This window comes from Anabaena sp. EIM26, from assembly GCF_057568715.1.
This window is the reverse complement of record NZ_CM172472.1, coordinates 3,547,718-3,567,425: the sequence shown is the minus strand read 5'-3', so window position 1 is coordinate 3,567,425 and position 19,708 is coordinate 3,547,718. Positions and strand designations below refer to the sequence as shown.

The window sequence follows — 19,708 nt, the reverse complement described above, 5'->3', positions numbered from 1 at the left end:
ATTGATTTCAAAGTCTAAAATCGCCAATTGTTATTTCCTCTCCCTTCTAATTTATGACCGAAAAACAAACTTGGAGTCAGCGGTTTGAATCCGCGCTACATCCGGCAATCGCTCGTTTTAATGCCAGTATAAGTTTTGATATTCAACTTATAGAATATGACATCACTGGTTCCCAAGCTCATGCCAAAATGCTGGCTCATACAGGAATTATTTCTCCAGAAGAAGGAGAAGAATTAGTTATAGGTTTAGAACAAGTCCGGCAAGAATACCAACAAGGCAAATTTCAGCCGGGTATTGATGCTGAAGATGTGCATTTTGCCGTAGAAAAACGATTGACTGAAATAGTGGGTGATGTTGGTAAAAAGCTACATACTGCCCGTTCTCGTAATGACCAAGTAGGTACTGATACCAGACTCTATCTCCGCGACCAAATTACCCAAATTCGTCAGTATTTACGGGAATTTCAAACTGTATTACTCGATATAGCTGAAAAAAATGTTGAAACCCTGATTCCTGGCTATACTCACCTGCAACGCGCTCAACCAGTGAGTTTAGCCCACCATCTGTTGGCGTACTTTCAAATGGCACAACGTGATGGGGAACGCTTAGGAGATGTTTACAAACGAGTGAATATCTCTCCTTTGGGCTGCGGCGCTTTAGCGGGAACTACTTTTCCCATTGACAGACACTACACAGCAAAACTATTAGATTTTGATAGCGTTTATGCTAACAGTTTGGATGGAGTAAGCGATCGCGATTTTGCGATCGAATTCCTTTGTGCAGCCAGCCTAATTATGGTTCACCTCAGCCGTCTTTCAGAAGAAGTGATCCTCTGGTCATCAGAAGAATTTCGCTTTGTCACCCTCAAAGATAGCTGTGCCACTGGTTCCAGCATCATGCCCCAAAAGAAAAATCCCGACGTTCCCGAATTAGTGCGTGGGAAAACAGGACGTGTCTTTGGTCATCTCCAAGCCATGTTGGTGATTATGAAAGGGCTACCCCTGGCATATAACAAAGACCTACAAGAAGACAAAGAAGGCATATTTGACAGCGTTAACACAGTTAAAGCCTGTTTAGAAGCCATGACAATTTTGCTGCGGGAAGGGTTAGAATTTCGCGCCCAACGCCTTGCCCAAGCAGTTACAGAAGACTTTTCTAATGCCACCGATGTTGCAGATTATCTAGCTGCGCGGGGAGTACCCTTCCGGGAAGCTTACAACATGGTGGGCAAAGTGGTGAAAACTAGTATAGCCGCAGGTAAATTGCTCAAAGATTTAACATTGGCAGAATGGCAACAAATACACCCAGCGTTTGCAGCCGATATTTATGAAGCAATATCCCCCCGTCAAGTAGTTGCAGCCCGTAATAGCTACGGTGGTACTGGTTTTGCCCAAGTTAACCAAGCTATCCTCGCAGCCCGTACTCAAGTCAATACTTAGTGAGTACCGAGTAGTGAGTACCGAGTGGTGAGTGCTGAGTTGTATTCATTTTCTGCCTCCTGCCTCCTGACTCCTGACTCCTGCCTCCTGACTCCTGCCTCCTGACTCCTGACTCCTGACTCCTGCCTCCTGCCTCCTAGTCCTAACGAAAAGACTTATTCAGCAACCCCTAAATAAGTAAGGGCGTACAAATAAAATAAATGTACGCCCGCAGATAAAAAATTAATTCAAGAGTAAATATTTAAAACAGTTAATTCATCTCAGCCCCATCAACTGCTGCTGCTCCTGTTCCTTCTTCTTCTTCACTCTTAGGTGGTCTTTGTTGGAACCTTCTTTGCATTCTTCCTGTAGTCGTCCGTTTACGAAACTTCCTGGCATAAGCCTGGTTCCGTAGCGCCTTTTCTTTTTTCGGATTACGGCGCTTGGCCATATTCACCTCATGAATAAACAACAAAAAATCGGCATCTAGGCAATATCAGCTACCGATGTTATTGATATACTTTTAGCCTAGTGCAGAAAATCAATATACTTGAAACAGTATACTAGTCTACCGTACTACAGGGGTCTTTGTCAAGCTAAATTGAGAATTATTTCTGCAAAAGTGAAAATTTGGATGTAATTCATTGTATGGGGGAAGGGGGATTTTACCCCCAATGCCCTATTCCCTGCTACTTACTTTTTAATCTTTTGCCGTTTCACCAAAATGAATAATGCTGCTGCACTGGCAACCAACATCCAGCCACCGGAGGATTCGGGGATGCTGGTTTTTAGGAGATTATTGGGTTTGGTGAGGGTTTCTTTACCATTTTCTATTTTGCGATTAAAGCGATCACTTGCGGCTTCAGCTTCTTTGAGTAACTGTCTTTGTTCATCATTGACTAATACCAACATAGAAGAATAGGGGCTAACAATTGCATACTTTTTAGCGATCGCATGAATTGCATCTAAACTTTTGATATTGTCCAACTTGATTTGTTTACTCAACCCTAAAATCAATTGTCGGGCAGCTAATGGTTGTAAATCCGCTGGCAGTTGAGGGCTATTCACATCTGCTGCCTCATTTTTTTGCAGATACCACGCATAATTATCTACCACATTCACCACAGAGTCGCCTAACGCCGATTTCGTAGCAATTCTTCCCAGCACCTCAGCAATATCTTCCGAAACTCCACCACCAGTATCTTGGATAGATTTGATGATTCCATCATTGTAAGCTGCGGGTAGTCCACCTAAATGCACTATCCATAAAGGTGCAGGTGAGACCACAATAGTTTTGTTATTACGCGACAACTCATAACTTCCTTCATCACTCACCAGTACAACCGCATCATAGGCTGTATCACCACGCAATTGATTAAACTGTGACAACATTTCCTGGGGTTGAATTGTGCCGTAAAAAGTAGTTTTTTCCGCAGTGAATTGTTGAATATCATCTAGCCGTTTGGGTGTTGCACCCTTAGCTACACTGACATATAAATCGCCATCGTTATTAGCTAAATTTTTGTCTGCAAAACCGTGCTGTTTCAACCAATGCCAGGTTTGGGATAATTCCTTGATATGACTACCCATACTGCGGGAAGTATCCAAAACTAAAGCAATGCGTTGTCCTTTGGGTAAAGAGTAATCTTTGAGAGATAAAGGCTTAATGACAATGCGATGGCCATTTTCTAAATTCACTTCATGCAGCGCAGGTTGAACCTTACCACTAGCGGGGACAAATTCTTCTAACCAAGCATCCTGTTTCAAATTCAAAGCTTTACCGTTGCGGGTACGTTTAGTATCCTGACTCCAGAAAATATTGCGTCTTTCTCCTAAATCTGGCATTTTCCAACCTTGTTCTTTACCCATCACCTTGTAGGTTAGCCAGAGGTGCATTTCCGTAGCAAGTGGTGGTTGTTCTGGAATTTGTTGCACATTTTTAGGAGGAATAGGAAAAGCCCGCAAACGATAATGTCTTGGCCCTACTTGTTCTAACAAAGCCGGATCTATAGGGCGTTCTCTTCTCACCTGGGAATTATAAACTTTTTGGGCAGCACCGCGAGGAGAAACAGTAAAAGGGAAACGTTGAGATAGTTTATTCGTATCTCCCAACCATAACCCTGTAATTACAGCACTTTCTGGTAAAGAAAAAGAATAAAAAACTTCTTGAACTTCCGAAGTTTGGTTTTTGTAAACTTCGTATAATTCTACATCAGCCCAATCACCATGTTCTTTAACTGTGACTTGTTGTGATGCCAACCAAACTTTTTTCTCATTAATATTTAATAAACCAGCTTTTACTTCTTGCTGATTAAAAGTTGACTGTACAGCATGGGTGACTGCTGATTTTTCAGCTTTTTGTAATGGAGTATCAAAAAATTCAGCATAAAGTTTTTCAGCTTTTTCTGCATCTTTTTCTGAACCTTGATACAAAAATGGTGACATCAGCAAATTGTAGCCATTTTGAATATTATTAGCTACTGATTTATCTAAGCCTATCCATTTATACATAGCACTAATATGATCATTATCTTCTCTACTGCTAAGATAACGGTAAGAAGATAAATAGGCGTTAACTAAACCGTCACGAATTTGATTTGATTTAGATAAAATAGTTTGGCGACTACGCTCATTATTGGGTGCATTAGCTAATAAAGAAAAAGCTAATACTTGAGGCTGTTGTTGTAAGGATACAAAGGTAATAACAAAGGCAATTAGAACAGCACTAGCCCCAGCAAAAGCCTTTTTAATCCCGTAATCTCTAGCAAAAGCTTGTAAAACTCTAGTACCAGAATGTATATACATTGCTGCTAGTGCCGAGGGCATAAAAATGAATAAAGTGGCACTAAAAGTAAAGAGAATTAACCAAAGACTAAAAAACCAAAATCCACTAAACCAGTAACCATGAGTCAATGCATACCATAAACCTTCTAGCCACTCAAATTTAAGAAACTCCTGCACCACAAATGCTGATAAAGGCAAGGCATAAAATAACAAAATTACACCTGCATAGATGCCGAATAGTAGCATTAAACTGTGTGCCACCATTTGCACCCATTGCAGGGTATTTTTGCGTCTAGAAGCATATCCAAAAAATAATTCTCCACCAAAAGCTGCAATACAGATACCAATTGTGGCGAAAATTTGAGTAGTAGCGGGTGTCAATTCCCTAATCACAAATAAACGCAGTAAACACAACAAAAATAATGGTGCTTCTACTCCGTAAAATAAGCGAATGAGTTGTAGGGGTTGTTTAGTAAAAAACTTGCCACCAATAATTGTAGAAACTGTTGGTATGGCAATTAAGACAACTAAAGTTAGAGAAAATTCTATGGGGATATCACCCCGTAAGGTAGCTTGGAATAATGGTACAGCTATCAAAGGGATCATCCCCAAATACACAAACATTAAAAATATTAAATTCCAGAGCCAAAAAATGGCGTAAAAAGCAGTATTCCAGAAAAACTTCATAGCCTGAACCCCTCCTATCAGCAATAATTGCAATAATTTATGCTTCTACAGAATGCAGCCAGTATATTCCTAGTTTGAGATAAATAAATTAGATAAATTAGATAAATATTTACATTGTCTTCAGAAAATCGGACTGTAACTTTATTAACCAACGTAGCGAGAATTAGATTAAACTAATTCTGTCAGCAGAATTTTAGCGGCTTTACAGAAAAGAATTGTCAAAAGTTAAGTTTTTTGGTCAAATTTTTTTGAATTTAATTTGCTAATATATAGCAGTTATAGTGCAAGGACGCAGAAGGCAAAAGGCTGTAAGGAAAAACCACACTTTATCAGCTTTTTAAACCTTTTCTACTGGATAGTTATTTTTGCCATTCTGTGTTATTGCAGGTGACAGTGCTAAAAGCCTTTTGATGTCCTAGTTATATAATCGTTTCATGTGCTAACCGCCTTGTCTACTGCTTTAAATGCTAGGTAACTAGAAAGTACAGTACAAAAATTTGCAAATTAAACATTCTTGCTATTTTTACACCAGTGATCCAGTTAACACGTTCTTTATGGCACTTTGGACAAACAGTATTGGGTATTATATTTCGACATCCCATTACTGGTACTAGTGTTATCCCGATTTTACCTGATGGTCGAATTGTGCTAATTCGACGGCGAGATGATGGTTGCTGGTCTTTACCTGGTGGTATGGTGGATTGGGGAGAGGATATTCCTAACGCAGTCCGTCGGGAGTTAATGGAGGAAACCGGACTTGAGTTGTTGAAAATTCGGCGTTTGGTTGGTGTTTACTCTGCACCAGATCGAGATCCTAGAATCCATTCAATTTGTATTGCGGTTGAAGCTGAAGTACAAGGAGAAATGAAGGTTAATGACTCCTTAGAAGTATTGCAAATTCAAGCTTTTTCTCCTAGTTCCCTACCTCAAGCACAGATGTCTCATGACCACTCTAGACAGTTAGAAGACTATTTGAATGGTTTAACAACATTGGCATAATAAAAGTTAGAGATTTTAGATTTTGAATTTTATATGTAATCTGGAATCTATCGTTTAAGATCTAGAATCTGTTAACAGTTAGTGCATAATTTCATATGGATATACTATTTCGTAACTCCCGGAGAAAACTTTCTCAAGGGCTATTGTTTTGGCTTGAAGTTGGTGAAGGGACTCCTGTAATTTTTTTGCATGGTGCTTGGAATGATAGTCATCAATGGGTATCAGTCATGCGATTACTTTCTCAAGATTTCCATTGCTTAACACCTGATTTATTAGGATTTGGTGAATCAGAAAATCCTCATATTCACCATTCAATAGATTTACAAGTAGATTGTTTGGCTGAATTACTCCAAGCTGTGAAATTAGAAAAAGTCTATTTAGTTGGAGATTCTCTAGGGGCTTGGATTGCCGCTAGTTATGCCTTAAAATATCCAGAACAAGTATCTGGTTTAGTATTGTTAGAACCAGAGGGTGTAGGGGTAGCAGGACAAGAACAGCATTGGCAAAAAATGCAGCGACTATTTAACTTTTCACCACTATTCGTCAAACTTTTACGCTTACTAAAACCTTTAATTAAATTAATTGGTTGGGAACAAAAAATTACTGAAGATTTACAACTCAGACAAAAATTGTTGCAATATTCGACAGCTTGTCACTTACTTTTTAACCGACAGCAACCGGAAATTGAGGCAGAGTTATTACAAAATCGTTTGTACTCACTAGAAGTACCTTGTTTAATTTTGCAAGGTGGTCAAGATACAGCACTTGCTTTAGCTAAAAGTAATACTTATGCGCGACTAATTCCTCAAGCTGAGTTAAAGATAATTGCCCATGCAGAAAATAATTTACCAGAATTTTGTGCTGGGGTTATAGCTGGATATATTCGTGATTTTGTCAAGGAAAACTTGTAATTGCTAATTTATATTATGGCTCGTTAAAACAAGGCTCCAATTTTCACTCATTTTTGCTGCTAGCGTCTAACTGCTGCATAATAACGTCAATCATTAATGTTTTAGACATAATTTCATGAGCTGTAAACTGCTATCTCTATTCTATGTCATCTGTAACTTGTTATGTTTACTTACGTTAAAAATTCATATTTCTATTAACTATTCCCAAATAATATTTTTCCCATTCCTAAAAAAATCAAATTTTTCTCGGCGATTAACCTTGCTGCTATGTCTGGAAATCTAGCTTGTAAATAGGTTATTAACAAATTACTATCTCCTCCTGTAATTACGATTTTGCTATTAGGAAATAAAGATAACCAAGATTCAACAAAATCTCTAATTCCTGCTAATAAGGTGTAAATTACTCCGCTTTGAATTGCTTCTGGTGTGTTCATGGCAAAACGCTGAGGTAAGTCTATAATTTCCTTAATTTCTAATAATGGTAATTGTCCGGTTTTTTGACCGAGTGTTGTTAGTTGTAAACCTAAACCTGGCAAAATTGCACCTCCAATTAAATGCTGATTAGCATCTGCACCTGTAAAAGTCAGTGCTGTACCAGCATCAATCACTAATATGGGAAAACCCCATTTTTTGCCTGCTCCATACAAAGCCAGGGCGCGGTCAATTCCTAAAGTGGGATACATACCCTGGAGAGGGATGTTGTTTAAGGTAATTAAGCGGACATTGGGGTAAGTTTGCCAAAGTTGTGTTTGACTAGGAACTACGGAGGCTAAAACGAGAGTGATGGTGAGATGGGGAGAGAGGAAGATGGGGATAGAAGAAGATGGTGAAAGAGGAAAAGTATTTGTTTGAGCTAACTGTTGTATATCAGACTCTGATATATGAGGTGTATGCCAGGTTGAGTGGAGAGTTTGGTTGATAAATAAAGCCCAATGCAAGCGGGAATTACCAATCATCAATGCTAACCAACGGTTTTCGTTCACAGTTTTAAGTTTCTTAAGTCAGCCATAGGTTTTTTAAGAAAAACTAATATTCAACCCGTGTCACAATAAAGCAAGAGGAATAAATACTCATTTTGTCAAGGAGGGGAGTTATGGTGTTACTCACCGATAAACATGAAGGGCAGGAAAATCCAAACCCAGAAAAACGGCTCACCATACAGACTGTAGAAATTGCTGAAGATACGACAGCGATTAGGTCTTTGGATTGGGATCGCGATCGCTTTGATATTGAGTTTGGTCTACAAAACGGGACAACATACAACTCTTTTCTCATTCGCGGTGAGCAAATTGCTTTAGTCGATACGTCTCACGAAAAGTTTCGTAAGCTTTATTTTGATACACTCACGGGTTTAATCAATCCTGAAGAGATAAATTATTTAATTATCAGCCATACAGAACCAGACCACAGCGGCTTGGTTAAAGATTTGCTGCAAATGGCTCCTGATATTACTGTAGTTGGGTCTAAGGTAGCGATTCAGTTTTTAGAAGATTTGGTACATCGACCTTTTAAACGCCGAATTGTCAAAAATGGCGATCGCTTGGATTTAGGAAACGGACACGAATTTGAGTTCGTTATTGCCCCTAATTTACACTGGCCTGACACCATTTTCAGTTTTGACCACAAAACCCTAACTCTCTTCACTTGCGATGCTTTTGGCTTGCACTACTGCACAGAAAGCACCTTTGATGATGACTTGGCAGCAATTGAAGAAGATTTTCAGTATTACTACGATTGCTTGATGGGGCCAAATGCTCGTTCTGTGTTGTCGGCGATGAAGCGGATGGCAGAATTGAAAACTATCAAGATGATTGCTACTGGACACGGGCCGTTACTTCTCCATAATGTCGAGGAACTAACCGGACGCTACCGCAGTTGGAGTCAAGGACAAACCAAAGCGGAAACACCGGTGGGGATATTTTACGTTTCCGAGTATGGCTATAGCGATCGCTTGGCGCAATCAATCGCCAATGGTATCAGTAAAACTGGCGTAGCGGTGGAAATGATTGATTTGGGTGGAGCAGTTGATTTACAAGAGTTGAGAGAGCTTGTAGGACGCTGTACAGGTATAGTTGTGGGAATGCCCCCAGCCACTGAAAACCCCACAATTCAAGCTGCACTTAGCACCGTTTTAGGTTCTGCAAAAGAAAAACAAGCGATCGGTATTTTTGAAACCGGTGGTGGAAATGATGAACCAACTTACCCACTATTAAATCAATTCCGGGCTGCGGGTTTGAGTGTTGCTTTCCCAGTGATTGAAATTCGGGAAACACCAACAGAAAACACCTTCAAAAAATGCGAAGAAGCAGGAACTGACTTAGGACAGTGGGTAAGCAGAGACAAAAGCATCAAAGCCATGAAATCCCTTGGTGCTGACTTAGATAAAGCCTTGGGGAGAATTAGCGGCGGTTTATATATCATTACAGCCAAAAAAGGCGACGTATCCAGCGCCATGTTAGCGTCTTGGGTGAGTCAAGCCAGCTTCAAACCATTAGGGTTTTCCATCGCTGTAGCCAAAGACCGAGCGATCGAATCATTGATGCAAGTAGGCGATCGCTTCGTACTCAATGTATTAGAAGAAGGCAACTATCAACCATTGATGAAACACTTCTTAAAACGATTCGCCCCCGGTGCAGATCGTTTTGAAGGAGTCAAAACCCAACCAGCAGAAAATGGCGCACCCATTTTAGGTGATGCCCTAGCATACATGGAATGTGAAGTAGTCAGCAGAATGGACTGTGGCGATCATTGGGCAGTATTCAGCACAGTTTATGCTGGCAGAGTATCAAATCCTGACGCACTCACAGCAGTTCACCACCGCAAAGTCGGAAACCACTATTAAATAATTCTTTCTTGTCCCCCCTCCTCGCTTGCGGGGAGGGGGCTAGGGGGTCTCACAGGGGTAGGTTTTTAATATTAACTGTAAAGGCAGGACTAGGAAGACAAGGAGGGAAGGTAGACAAGGAAGATTTGATACGCACAATGGTATTTTGACGGACTGTTCTTGTTACCAAGAGAATCTGATTTTGCACGGTTTTCCTCCCTTGTCCACTGTCCTCCCTTGTCATCCTTGTCTTGCCCTCACGGCAATGTAAAATACCTACCCTTGTGAGGGCTAGGGGGTGGGGTGTTATCGCTGTGGGAAAACGATTAGAGCCTAAATAACACCAACGATCAATATCAAATGATTCAAGATCATAAGATAACGGGTTTAGAAAAAGGGGTTCCTGTCCCTTGGCAAAGTCCACCAGAACTCTGGAAACAACTTAAACCTATAGCCAGACAGATGCGGACTGAGCCAACATTAGCAGAAAAGCAAATCTGGCAAAGATTAAAAAATAAGCAACTGCTAGGTTTTAAGTTTCGTCGTCAGCAGGTTATTGATAGATTTATAGTTGACTTTTATTGCCAGGAAGTCAAATTGGTGATTGAGGTAGATGGAGAAATTCACAATTACACTCAAGTAGAAGATACTATTCGGCAAGAGTTTTTAGAATCTTTGGGTTTGCGGGTGGTGAGGTTTAATAATGATGATGTTTTGTTCAAGATAGAGGGTGTTTTGGAGGAAATTTCGCATTGGTTGCAATAAAACCCCACCCCTAACCCCTCCCCGCAAGCGAGGAGGGGGATAAGAGGGTTGTTTTATTGGTTCTAAGCCTCTCCTTGTTTACGGGGAGAGGTTTGGAGAGGGGTCTTATTCTAAGGCATTTGCAGTATATACAAATACAACGAAATTCTTTTAAAGAAAGGAAATAAAACCATGTCAGAAAATACTAAACCCCGTGATGTGCAAATTCTCCCCATTGGGACAGATACAACAATATTAAGATCGCGCAGTTGGACAAGATTAAGATTTGAAATAGAATACGCTTTAGCTAAAGGCACAACAGCGAATGCCTTTTTAATTCAAGGTGATAAAATTGCCTTAATTGACCCACCAGGGGAAACCTTTACCGAAATTTATCTCCAAGCTTTACAACAACGGATTGATATTAAAGCAGTTGATTATGTAATTCTTGGTCACGTCAATCCTAACCGAGCCGCCACATTAAAAGCTTTACGAGAAATTGCCCCCCAAATTACCTTTGTTTGTTCAAATCCCGGAGCTATAAACTTAAAAGCAGCATTGGAAAATCAGGATTTACCAATTCTAGTCATGCGGGGAGAAGAAACTTTAGATTTAGGTAAAGGTCATCATCTGCAATTTATTCCTACACCTAATCCCCGTTATGCAGATGAACTTTGCACTTATGATCCCCAAACAGAAATACTATTTTCTGATAAGTTATTTGGAGCGCATATTTGTGGTGATCAAGTATTTGATGAAGGCTGGGAAGTCTTTAACGAAGATAGGCGCTATTATTTTGATTGTCTCATGGCTCCCCACGCCAGACAAGTAGAAACAGCTTTGGATAAATTGGCAGATTTACCAATTAGATTATACGCCACTGGACATGGCCCTTTAGTCAGGTACGCTTTACAGGAACTTACCCACTCTTATCGGGAATGGACTCAACAGCAAACCAATGCTGATATGAAGGTAGCTTTGATTTACGCTTCCGCTTATGGGAATACTGCAACTGTAGCTCAAGCGATCGCACGTGGTATAACCAAAACAGGTGTAAGTGTCGAATCTATTAACTGCGAATTTACAGAACCCGAAGAAATCAAAGCCGCAGTCGAAAAATCCGCCGGTTTTGTCATTGGTTCCCCCACATTAGGTGGCCACGCACCCACACCAGTCCAAACAGCTTTAGGAATTGTTCTTTCTAGCGCCACAAATAATAAATTAGCTGGTGTTTTCGGTTCCTTTGGTTGGAGTGGAGAAGCAGTTGATTTAATTGAAGGGAAACTCAAAGACGCAGGTTACAGATTTGGTTTTGATACCATTCGCGTCAAATTCAAACCCAATGAAGTCACCTTACAAACCTGCGAAGAAGCCGGAACCGATTTCGCCCAAGCACTAAAACGCGCAGCGAAAAAAGCAGTTGTGGCTAAACAACCCGCTACTAATGTAGAACAAGCAGTTGGTCGGATAGTTGGTTCTCTCTGTGTTGTCACCGCTACTCAAGGTGAAGTGAAAACGGGGATGTTAGCATCTTGGGTGACACAAGCCAGCTTTAACCCTCCTGGTTTAACCATTGCGGTAGCTAAAGAACGGGCGATGGAAATAATGACATACACTGGTAGTCAATTTGTCGTCAACATTTTGGCAGAAGGGAGAGAAATACGTAAGCAGTTTATGAAGGTTTACGCCCCCGGACAAGACAGATTTGCAGGTTTGGAAACAGAAGAAGCTAGTAACGGTGGTGTAATTCTCTCTGGTGCTTTAGCTTATCTCGAATGTTCTGTCCAAAGTCGCATGGAAGCTGGTGATCATTGGTTGGTTTATGCCACTGTTAATGATGGGAAAGTCTTAAATCAAGATGCTGTGACAGCAGTACATCATCGCAAATCCGCGAGTTATTATTAATAACACTGTCGCATTTTTATATCTTGCATCATTTTGCTCGTTCCCAGTCTCTGGCTGGGAATGCCTACCAGGAGGCTCTGCCTCCAAACCCAGAATACAAGCCACTTTACCCGATTTTGTAGTGCTTGAGGCAGAGCCTCATCAACTGCATTCCTAGTCTCTGACTAGGAACGAGAAAAGCTTATTTTATCGAAAAACTTATTGCGATCGCACAAATAATCGAAAAACGAACCGCAGAGGACGCAGAGGACACGGAGTAATAAGAGTTTGAGAGTTTTTTTGTAAGTCCTAAGATTATAGCGATCGCTTTCCTCCCCCCAAGCATCTCACAAATAAGAGTTTTTTGCTGGAAATTGCGCGGCTGGGTGGGTGTTAAAAAATGAGTTTCCGAAAAAATCGCTGAAATCGAGTTTACACAATACTTGTAAGGATTTATCTCTACTCAAGCCTCCGCGCACCTTACACAGCAAGGATTTCAGCTATTTTTACTCTTGACACAATTTCTGAAATGGACTATGATAAACCCATCCGCGCAACTGAACCTTGAAAATCAAATACAGTAAGGTTTCTAGCCTCCCGCTATTGCAATTTCTCTTAATCCCTATTAGGGATTGAAACAACTTCTGCAATTTCCAAGCAATCAAGATAATCTTGGAATTGCAATTTCTCTTAATCCCTATTAGGGATTGAAACTGACCAATGCTAATGACTAACAACCTATTAGGAGGATTAGATTGCAATTTCTCTTAATCCCTATTAGGGATTGAAACGAAAATCATCAATTTCTTCCTTCCACTCGCTAAAATTGCAATTTCTCTTAATCCCTATTAGGGATTGAAACGTCATCAGGGATAGCAAGGTTTACGGTGTACTGCCTTAATTGCAATTTCTCTTAATCCCTATTAGGGATTGAAACAGCCTTATTTTGCTCATCAACTGGTGAAATTATATTGCAATTTCTCTTAATCCCTATTAGGGATTGAAACGTATTGAAGGATGCCCCCCAAACTCTCTTGATTGCGATTGCAATTTCTCTTAATCCCTATTAGGGATTGAAACACCTTGCAATCTCCTAAGCTCGTGCTAATCATGAAATTGCAATTTCTCTTAATCCCTATTAGGGATTGAAACGGTCGATACCATCACCGAAGCACGTAAGGCGATAGATTGCAATTTCTCTTAATCCCTATTAGGGATTGAAACTGAAACTAAGACTCTTAAATCTGCCCGGAGATTTCTATTGCAATTTCTCTTAATCCCTATTAGGGATTGAAACCCGAAGTACAAAACTGTACCACTGGGTATAGCCCCTTTCAGATTGCAATTTCTCTTAATCCCTATTAGGGATTGAAACAATAATTTATTGGAACTAGTAGAAAAGCATAAAATTGCAATTTCTCTTAATCCCTATTAGGGATTGAAACAACTTTCCCCGCCTTGTAATCCTGGAATTTTTTCATTGCAATTTCTCTTAATCCCTATTAGGGATTGAAACTTGATTGTGTCGCTACATTTAATCAAATTTCTGCTATTATTGCAATTTCTCTTAATCCCTATTAGGGATTGAAACTTTTTATTTACTGAACTGCTTTCTTTAACTCTTTAAATTGCAATTTCTCTTAATCCCTATTAGGGATTGAAACTTCAAAATCTTCATAAGCATGATCTACAGAATCTAGATTGCAATTTCTCTTAATCCCTATTAGGGATTGAAACCGAACTTCGTAAAGTGCATCATTCCCAAGTTTACGTGCAGATTGCAATTTCTCTTAATCCCTATTAGGGATTGAAACTCTGATATAAACGCTGAAATCAAGCTTATACGTTCCATTGCAATTTCTCTTAATCCCTATTAGGGATTGAAACTTTTTTTTAGAATTTCAAGATTTCTGATTCGTTGCCGCATTGCAATTTCTCTTAATCCCTATTAGGGATTGAAACGCTTGCTAGTAGTTGGCGTTTCTGTAGCAGTATATTGCAATTTCTCTTAATCCCTATTAGGGATTGAAACCTAAGAAGAGGATGGGAAATTTCAGAAGATTCTCAAAAATTGCAATTTCTCTTAATCCCTATTAGGGATTGAAACACCGAATAATGTCCGATGCCCTCTACACCAAATTAATGGATTGCAATTTCTCTTAATCCCTATTAGGGATTGAAACTTACCCCTTCAAAATTAGCGGGGGCAATACTTATATTGCAATTTCTCTTAATCCCTATTAGGGATTGAAACAAGAATGCCAGTAAATTAGTCCCTCTTCAAAATGAAATTGCAATTTCTCTTAATCCCTATTAGGGATTGAAACAGCTCCACTCCTAAAGCTTGCACCTTTGTTAGGGGTATTGCAATTTCTCTTAATCCCTATTAGGGATTGAAACGCATTTCTCCCCAGTTACGCCGACGCTTGGGTGAAATTGCAATTTCTCTTAATCCCTATTAGGGATTGAAACTTCGATTCTGGGGCAGAGCAAGGCTAACCCACGCCGCATATTGCAATTTCTCTTAATCCCTATTAGGGATTGAAACGAAAATCAATAAAGCCATTTCGCGTGATGGACAGCAAAAATTGCAATTTCTCTTAATCCCTATTAGGGATTGAAACTTTTAGAAGAGGCGAAACAATAAAAAAGTCTCAGGAGATTGCAATTTCTCTTAATCCCTATTAGGGATTGAAACTTCATCAAGAATGGATTAGCGTATAAAAATGCTGAATTGCAATTTCTCTTAATCCCTATTAGGGATTGAAACTAGCTTTAGACTATTCTGGATACACACTCCCTAATTGCAATTTCTCTTAATCCCTATTAGGGATTGAAACGTTGCTGTAGGTTTCCCATTGACATCAAGAGTAAAATTGCAATTTCTCTTAATCCCTATTAGGGATTGAAACCTCATTTCCCCACAGTTTCGTGACTCTCATTGCAAATTGCAATTTCTCTTAATCCCTATTAGGGATTGAAACTCCTGAAGCAAAAGTAGTGAAAGCTGAAGCCGAAGATTGCAATTTCTCTTAATCCCTATTAGGGATTGAAACTGAGGTGGCAGTGTAGGTGTCCCCACGCCATAAAAATTGCAATTTCTCTTAATCCCTATTAGGGATTGAAACCATGAGGAGTTGGGCTGGTACTTCACTAGATTCGATTGCAATTTCTCTTAATCCCTATTAGGGATTGAAACTTAGCTTTAATCAAAGCCACAACTGCGTCAAAGTCTATTGCAATTTCTCTTAATCCCTATTAGGGATTGAAACTCCATTCATTAATAGGATTGCCTCCGGGATATAAAAGGTTATTGCAATTTCTCTTAATCCCTATTAGGGATTGAAACAAATTCCTCAACATATCCACTATAGAATCAGCTATAGGATTGCAATTTCTCTTAATCCCTATTAGGGATTGAAACACATTCTAGTTCCCCACAATCCTCCTTCTCAGGAATTTCACATTGCAATTTCTCTTAATCCCTATTAGGGATTGAAACATATAATATTTTTATATGTCTGTTGATTCTGAAAATTTCAACCCAGAACAATTGCACTAATAACCTGAAATGAATACCGTCACCTTAAACCTAGCGCCTATTATTCACCTTACAGATGAACAGTTTTACCAACTCTGTATGGCGAATAAAGATGTAAGCTTAGAACTAAATGCACAAGGAGAATTAATTATTGTGCCACCAGTTGGAGGGGAAAGCGGACGTAGTGAAGCGGATTTAATTTTTAAAGTTAGTCTTTGGAATTACCAAAGCAAATTAGGAATAGTATTTAGTTCTTCAACCATTTTCCGACTTTCCAATGGTGCAAAACGTTCACCTGATGTAGCTTGGATAAAACTAGAAAGCTGGGAAGCATTAACAACAGAAGAACGTGAAAAATTTCCCCCACTTACACCAGATTTTATAATTGAACTGAGATCAAAATCAGACAGACTCAAAACCCTGCAAGAAAAGATGCAGGAATATCTAGATAATGGTTTGCGTTTAGGTTGGTTAATTAATCCCCAAGATAAACAAGTAGAAATTTACCGACTAGGAAAACCTGTAGAAATCGTTCAACTTCCCGCGTTACTTTCTGGAGAAGATGTTTTACCAGGATTTGAACTACAGCTTTAAAATTAAATTTAAAATTAAAAACCAAAAAAGAAACCCACCCCGCAGCCGGAATGGGTTTCTTTTATCTAACAAAACTTAATGGTTTAGCAGATCGAGCGTCGTAGTTGCTACTTAGTAGCGACCACCGCCGCCGCCACGGCCACCACCACCGCCGCCATATCCGCCACGGCCACCGCCGCCGCCGCCGAAGGAACCACCACGGTCTTCTTTGGGCTTGGCTTTATTAACTTTTAAGTCACGACCCATCCATTCAGCACCATCAAGTGCTTCGATAGCCGCTGTTTCTTCTGCTTCTGTACCCATCTCTACGAAAGCAAAACCGCGTACACGGCCTGTTTCACGGTCAGTGGGGATCTGAACACGCTTTACAGAACCGTATTCTGCAAAGACCTGTGTTAAAGCATCCTGTGTAACTTCGTAAGAAAGATTACCTACGTAAACCGACATATTATGTCTCCAAAATCACGGGTTTGTAGAGATTTAGATTTCGGAGAGCAGTCTGTAAATACCACAAGTGGAAAGCCTGTCAATACTAACAACAAAACACTAATCGCCGAATTAATTCTCTCCACAATCATTACATATAAACCGGCTTTTTGGGTGAAAATTTCACAAAATTTTTATAAAAATTTTTTTCGGTCATTGCAAACCGCTGACTGGCTAGTATTTCAACCCGCTTGATGCTCGGTGAAGACAAGCCTAGCCAGGATAGATAAATGGAAGTTTTTCGCTCAATTATCCATTAATGCCCCCATCTGTTCCAATTTTAGCGGAGGAAAAGGATTTTATGCCTGGTTGCAGAATGAGGTTATTGACTTGCAACTAATGGGCTAAAACTGACAACACCTAACTGCTAATCCGCTTTTCCAAGTATTGACCAATCATTAACTGTTCACCTGCACGGGAAATTATACTTTGTCTGGTGCGGTATTTGTTACCAATGAGTTTGATTTCTTCTTCAAAGACTGAGTTGTTGTATTCGGTTCGCAAACACATGGTTTGGGGATTGGGGAAATAAAATTGGGCGGTGACTGGTTTAGTTGTAGCAAAACCGCGATCGCGATACAAAATTTTTCCTAACACGCCAAACACTGTCATCCCAGTCGATTCTTTTCTGGCTTTGTGTACGTTCGTGCTTTCCCAAGTGACTTTAGCACCACAAGTCAAAATCTCTAAATTTGGCAAATCATGTAACTGAGCCAGTTTTTGCAATTCATTATCCCCCTGTTCTAAAAACCGGATGGTAATCATACTCACCATCTCTTGAGTTTCTCCTTGGGGTAGGGTGTAATAGCGCCGTTCAGATCGCCAATCACCTACTGATGCGAGGAAAAACTCTGCAATCTCATGTTGATCAGCAGTTTGGATAATTTTAAGCGGTGATGTCACTGATTGCCTTCCTCATCTAAACAGTGAATAAGTTGCTTTCATAGCTGTATTTTTTCTGCACCGTAAGTCCATCGCCTGGTAATGAATCTGGACTTATATTATGATGGCGACTAAAGCAATAATTGTTTACTATTCGTAATAGTTACACAAAAAAGTCAAAAATACTAGTCCTTGAGATACATTTCGGATGAGGAGCTAGGAATGGTAAAACCGCTAATTAAGTTGAAAAAACGGCGTAAGCGTTACTCTTGTCAGCACAGGGTGGCAAAAGCGATGGTTTGATATTCTTGTTTTTTCATCCCATCTACTCAAACCATGACTAATTACCTATTACCTTTTGCTGACAAAATCTTTATACTTATTTTATAGTTTCTGGGATCATTAGAAATTATATACATCTATGTCCTCTGGATATAGTAAAAATTCTGTCAGTTTTATTTAGTAAAAAAAGTAATTGGGGATACATAAGTAGCATGAAAAAGCTAAATTTTTATCGCTATTTTTTGTCATTCGTATCTATTAAAAATTACTTGCTAATAAACTGCGATTTGAGTGCAAAGACTCCCTAAATTGGAGAAAGATTCATGATTTTGGACGGAAATAAGTCAGAAAAACAGGTGAAAAGCCCCACTTCTCTAGTTGCCAACCCAGTCATGAATGGCCATAGTTTATTAATATTCTGTTTACTGGGATTATTGACAGCAAGTTGTGGTTCATTGCCAAAAGAATCAGCTGAAGCGCAGTCTAGGCAACCGGGTGGTAGAGAAAGAGGGAACAATGAAACTGCTGTAGATGTAGCGATCGCACAGACCAACTCATTAAGCCCCTCACCGGAATATATAGGTAACACCACAGCATATCGGATAGTTTCAGTGCGATCGCAAGTAGAAGGGCGACTACTAGCATTAAATCTAGACGTTGGAGATACAGTCCAACGAGGACAAGTCATCAGCCAGCTAGATGATGTTCTCCTCAAAACCGGATTACAGCAAGCAGAAGCAGAACTAGCATCTCGTCAATCAGAAGTAGCCAGGGCGATGACACAGGTAAGTAATGCAAACGCCGAAGTAGAAAAAGCGCGGTTAGAAGTAGTACAAGCCAAAGCAGATTCTCAAAGACAACAAAAATTATTGAAAGAAGGCGCAATTTCCGAACAAGTCGCCCAACAAGCTCAAACCAAAGCTCAAACCGCAGCCCAAGCCCTACAAGCCACCATTGAACAAGTCAGAACCGAAAAGCAAGCCGTCGCTGCCGCCCAAGGTATAGTATTTGCCCAGCAAGCAGCAGTTTCTGCGGCCAAAGAACGCCGTTCATACTCCCGCTTAATCTCTCCCATTACTGGCATAGTCACAGAAAAAGTCACAGAACCAGGTAATCTCCTTCAACCAGGTAATGAAGTTTTAAAAATAGGTGACTTCAGTCGGATTAAAGTCGTAGTCCAAGTATCTGAATTAGAACTAGGAAAAATTCAGGTTGGACAATCTGTAAAAGTGCGACTAGATGCTTTCCCGGAGACAAATATCATAGGTAGAGTTACTCGCATTTCTCCAACAGCTGATAGTACAGCCCGTTTAGTACCGATAGAAGTAGTAATTCCCAATAGCGGTGGAAAAATTGGTAGCGGACTACTAGCGCGAGTCAATTTTACTTCTGGGACACCACAGCGAGTCGTAGTGTCACAAACAGCAATTACTGATTCCCAAAGACAAACACGACAAGAAGGAAACAATGGCAAAGTATTTGTCTTGGATGAAAAAGAGGGTAAACCCAAGGTCAAAGAAAGAACGGTAACTTTAGGGAAAACAGCAAACGGTAAAGTAGAAATTCTTTCTGGTTTACAACCAGGAGAAAGTTATGTTGTTCGCAGTAGTCAGCCATTAAAAGATGGTGCAGTTGTGAAATTATCAATTTTGTCAGAAAAATAACAACAAGC

14 protein-coding genes and 1 CRISPR repeat array are annotated in these 19,708 nt (G+C 39.9%); of the genes, 9 read left to right on the top strand and 5 right to left on the bottom strand.

The features are described from left to right. Positions 1-53 precede the first annotated feature (53 nt). Entirely contained in the window at positions 54-1,439 is a 1,386-nt protein-coding gene (argH, locus tag AC012T_RS15505) for an argininosuccinate lyase (protein WP_487059677.1), read from the top strand. Positions 1,440-1,689: 250 nt separating this feature from the next. On the opposite strand, the gene AC012T_RS15500 is transcribed toward argH, so the two are convergent. Both AC012T_RS15500 and AC012T_RS15495 read right to left on the bottom strand, forming a co-directional pair. Next, positions 1,690-1,869 carry a hypothetical protein gene (locus AC012T_RS15500; protein WP_015214714.1) on the bottom strand — a complete coding sequence of 60 codons (180 nt, stop codon included), beginning with the start codon at positions 1,867-1,869 and terminating at the stop codon, positions 1,690-1,692. Between the two features lie 242 nt (positions 1,870-2,111). Continuing rightward, positions 2,112-4,889 (bottom strand): TIGR02921 family PEP-CTERM protein, encoded by a 2,778-nt coding sequence (locus AC012T_RS15495; RefSeq protein WP_487059675.1) that lies wholly within the window; start codon positions 4,887-4,889, stop codon positions 2,112-2,114. Positions 4,890-5,420: 531 nt separating this feature from the next. Between AC012T_RS15495 and AC012T_RS15490 the strand changes: the two genes are divergently transcribed. Together AC012T_RS15490 and AC012T_RS15485 are read left to right on the top strand one after the other, a co-directional pair. After that, positions 5,421-5,888 carry an NUDIX hydrolase gene (locus AC012T_RS15490; protein ID WP_487059673.1) on the top strand — a complete coding sequence of 156 codons (468 nt, stop codon included), beginning with the start codon at positions 5,421-5,423 and terminating at the stop codon, positions 5,886-5,888. A 95-nt stretch (positions 5,889-5,983) separates the two neighbouring features. After that, positions 5,984-6,799, top strand: a complete 816-nt coding sequence (locus AC012T_RS15485; RefSeq protein ID WP_487059671.1) for an alpha/beta fold hydrolase — start codon at positions 5,984-5,986, stop codon at positions 6,797-6,799. Between the two features lie 194 nt (positions 6,800-6,993). Here the strand turns inward: AC012T_RS15485 and AC012T_RS15480 are convergent, their stop codons facing one another. Further along, the gene (locus AC012T_RS15480) at positions 6,994-7,755 is read right to left on the bottom strand and encodes a pantothenate kinase (RefSeq protein ID WP_487066615.1); all 762 of its coding nucleotides are present in this window, start codon (positions 7,753-7,755) and stop codon (positions 6,994-6,996) included. Positions 7,756-7,892: 137 nt separating this feature from the next. Here AC012T_RS15480 and AC012T_RS15475 point away from each other — a divergent pair, with 137 nt between their 5' ends. The 4 genes from AC012T_RS15475 (at position 7,893) to AC012T_RS15460 (ending at position 16,386) form a co-directional block, all read left to right on the top strand. Then, positions 7,893-9,641 (top strand): diflavin flavoprotein, encoded by a 1,749-nt coding sequence (locus tag AC012T_RS15475; RefSeq protein WP_487059669.1) that lies wholly within the window; start codon positions 7,893-7,895, stop codon positions 9,639-9,641. Positions 9,642-9,983: 342 nt separating this feature from the next. Next, complete coding sequence (locus tag AC012T_RS15470) at positions 9,984-10,388, top strand: endonuclease domain-containing protein (RefSeq protein WP_487059667.1); 405 nt, start codon at positions 9,984-9,986, stop codon at positions 10,386-10,388. A 171-nt stretch (positions 10,389-10,559) separates the two neighbouring features. Next, the gene (locus tag AC012T_RS15465) at positions 10,560-12,272 is read left to right on the top strand and encodes a diflavin flavoprotein (RefSeq protein WP_487059665.1); all 1,713 of its coding nucleotides are present in this window, start codon (positions 10,560-10,562) and stop codon (positions 12,270-12,272) included. 581 nt (positions 12,273-12,853) lie between these two features. Beyond that, positions 12,854-15,753: a CRISPR direct-repeat array (repeat unit 37 nt; unit sequence ATTGCAATTTCTCTTAATCCCTATTAGGGATTGAAAC). A gap of 69 nt (positions 15,754-15,822) precedes the next feature. Beyond that, a complete protein-coding gene (locus AC012T_RS15460; RefSeq protein ID WP_487059663.1) occupies positions 15,823-16,386 on the top strand; it encodes a Uma2 family endonuclease in 564 nt (187 codons plus the stop codon). Positions 16,387-16,497: 111 nt separating this feature from the next. On the opposite strand, the gene AC012T_RS15455 is transcribed toward AC012T_RS15460, so the two are convergent. Continuing rightward, on the bottom strand, positions 16,498-16,833 hold the full coding sequence (locus AC012T_RS15455) for an RNA recognition motif domain-containing protein (RefSeq protein WP_487059661.1): 336 nt from the start codon (positions 16,831-16,833) through the stop codon (positions 16,498-16,500). 3 nt (positions 16,834-16,836) lie between these two features. On the opposite strand from AC012T_RS15455, the gene AC012T_RS15450 reads away from it, so the two are divergent. Further along, positions 16,837-17,067: a hypothetical protein gene (locus AC012T_RS15450; RefSeq protein WP_487059659.1), complete on the top strand. Its 231-nt coding sequence runs from the start codon at positions 16,837-16,839 to the stop codon at positions 17,065-17,067. 165 nt (positions 17,068-17,232) lie between these two features. On the opposite strand, the gene AC012T_RS15445 is transcribed toward AC012T_RS15450, so the two are convergent. Beyond that, the gene (locus AC012T_RS15445; protein WP_487059657.1) at positions 17,233-17,775 is read right to left on the bottom strand and encodes a phycobiliprotein lyase; all 543 of its coding nucleotides are present in this window, start codon (positions 17,773-17,775) and stop codon (positions 17,233-17,235) included. A 584-nt stretch (positions 17,776-18,359) separates the two neighbouring features. Between AC012T_RS15445 and AC012T_RS15440 the strand changes: the two genes are divergently transcribed. Then, positions 18,360-19,700 (top strand): efflux RND transporter periplasmic adaptor subunit, encoded by a 1,341-nt coding sequence (locus AC012T_RS15440; protein ID WP_487059655.1) that lies wholly within the window; start codon positions 18,360-18,362, stop codon positions 19,698-19,700. The last annotated feature ends 8 nt before the right edge of the window (positions 19,701-19,708 follow it).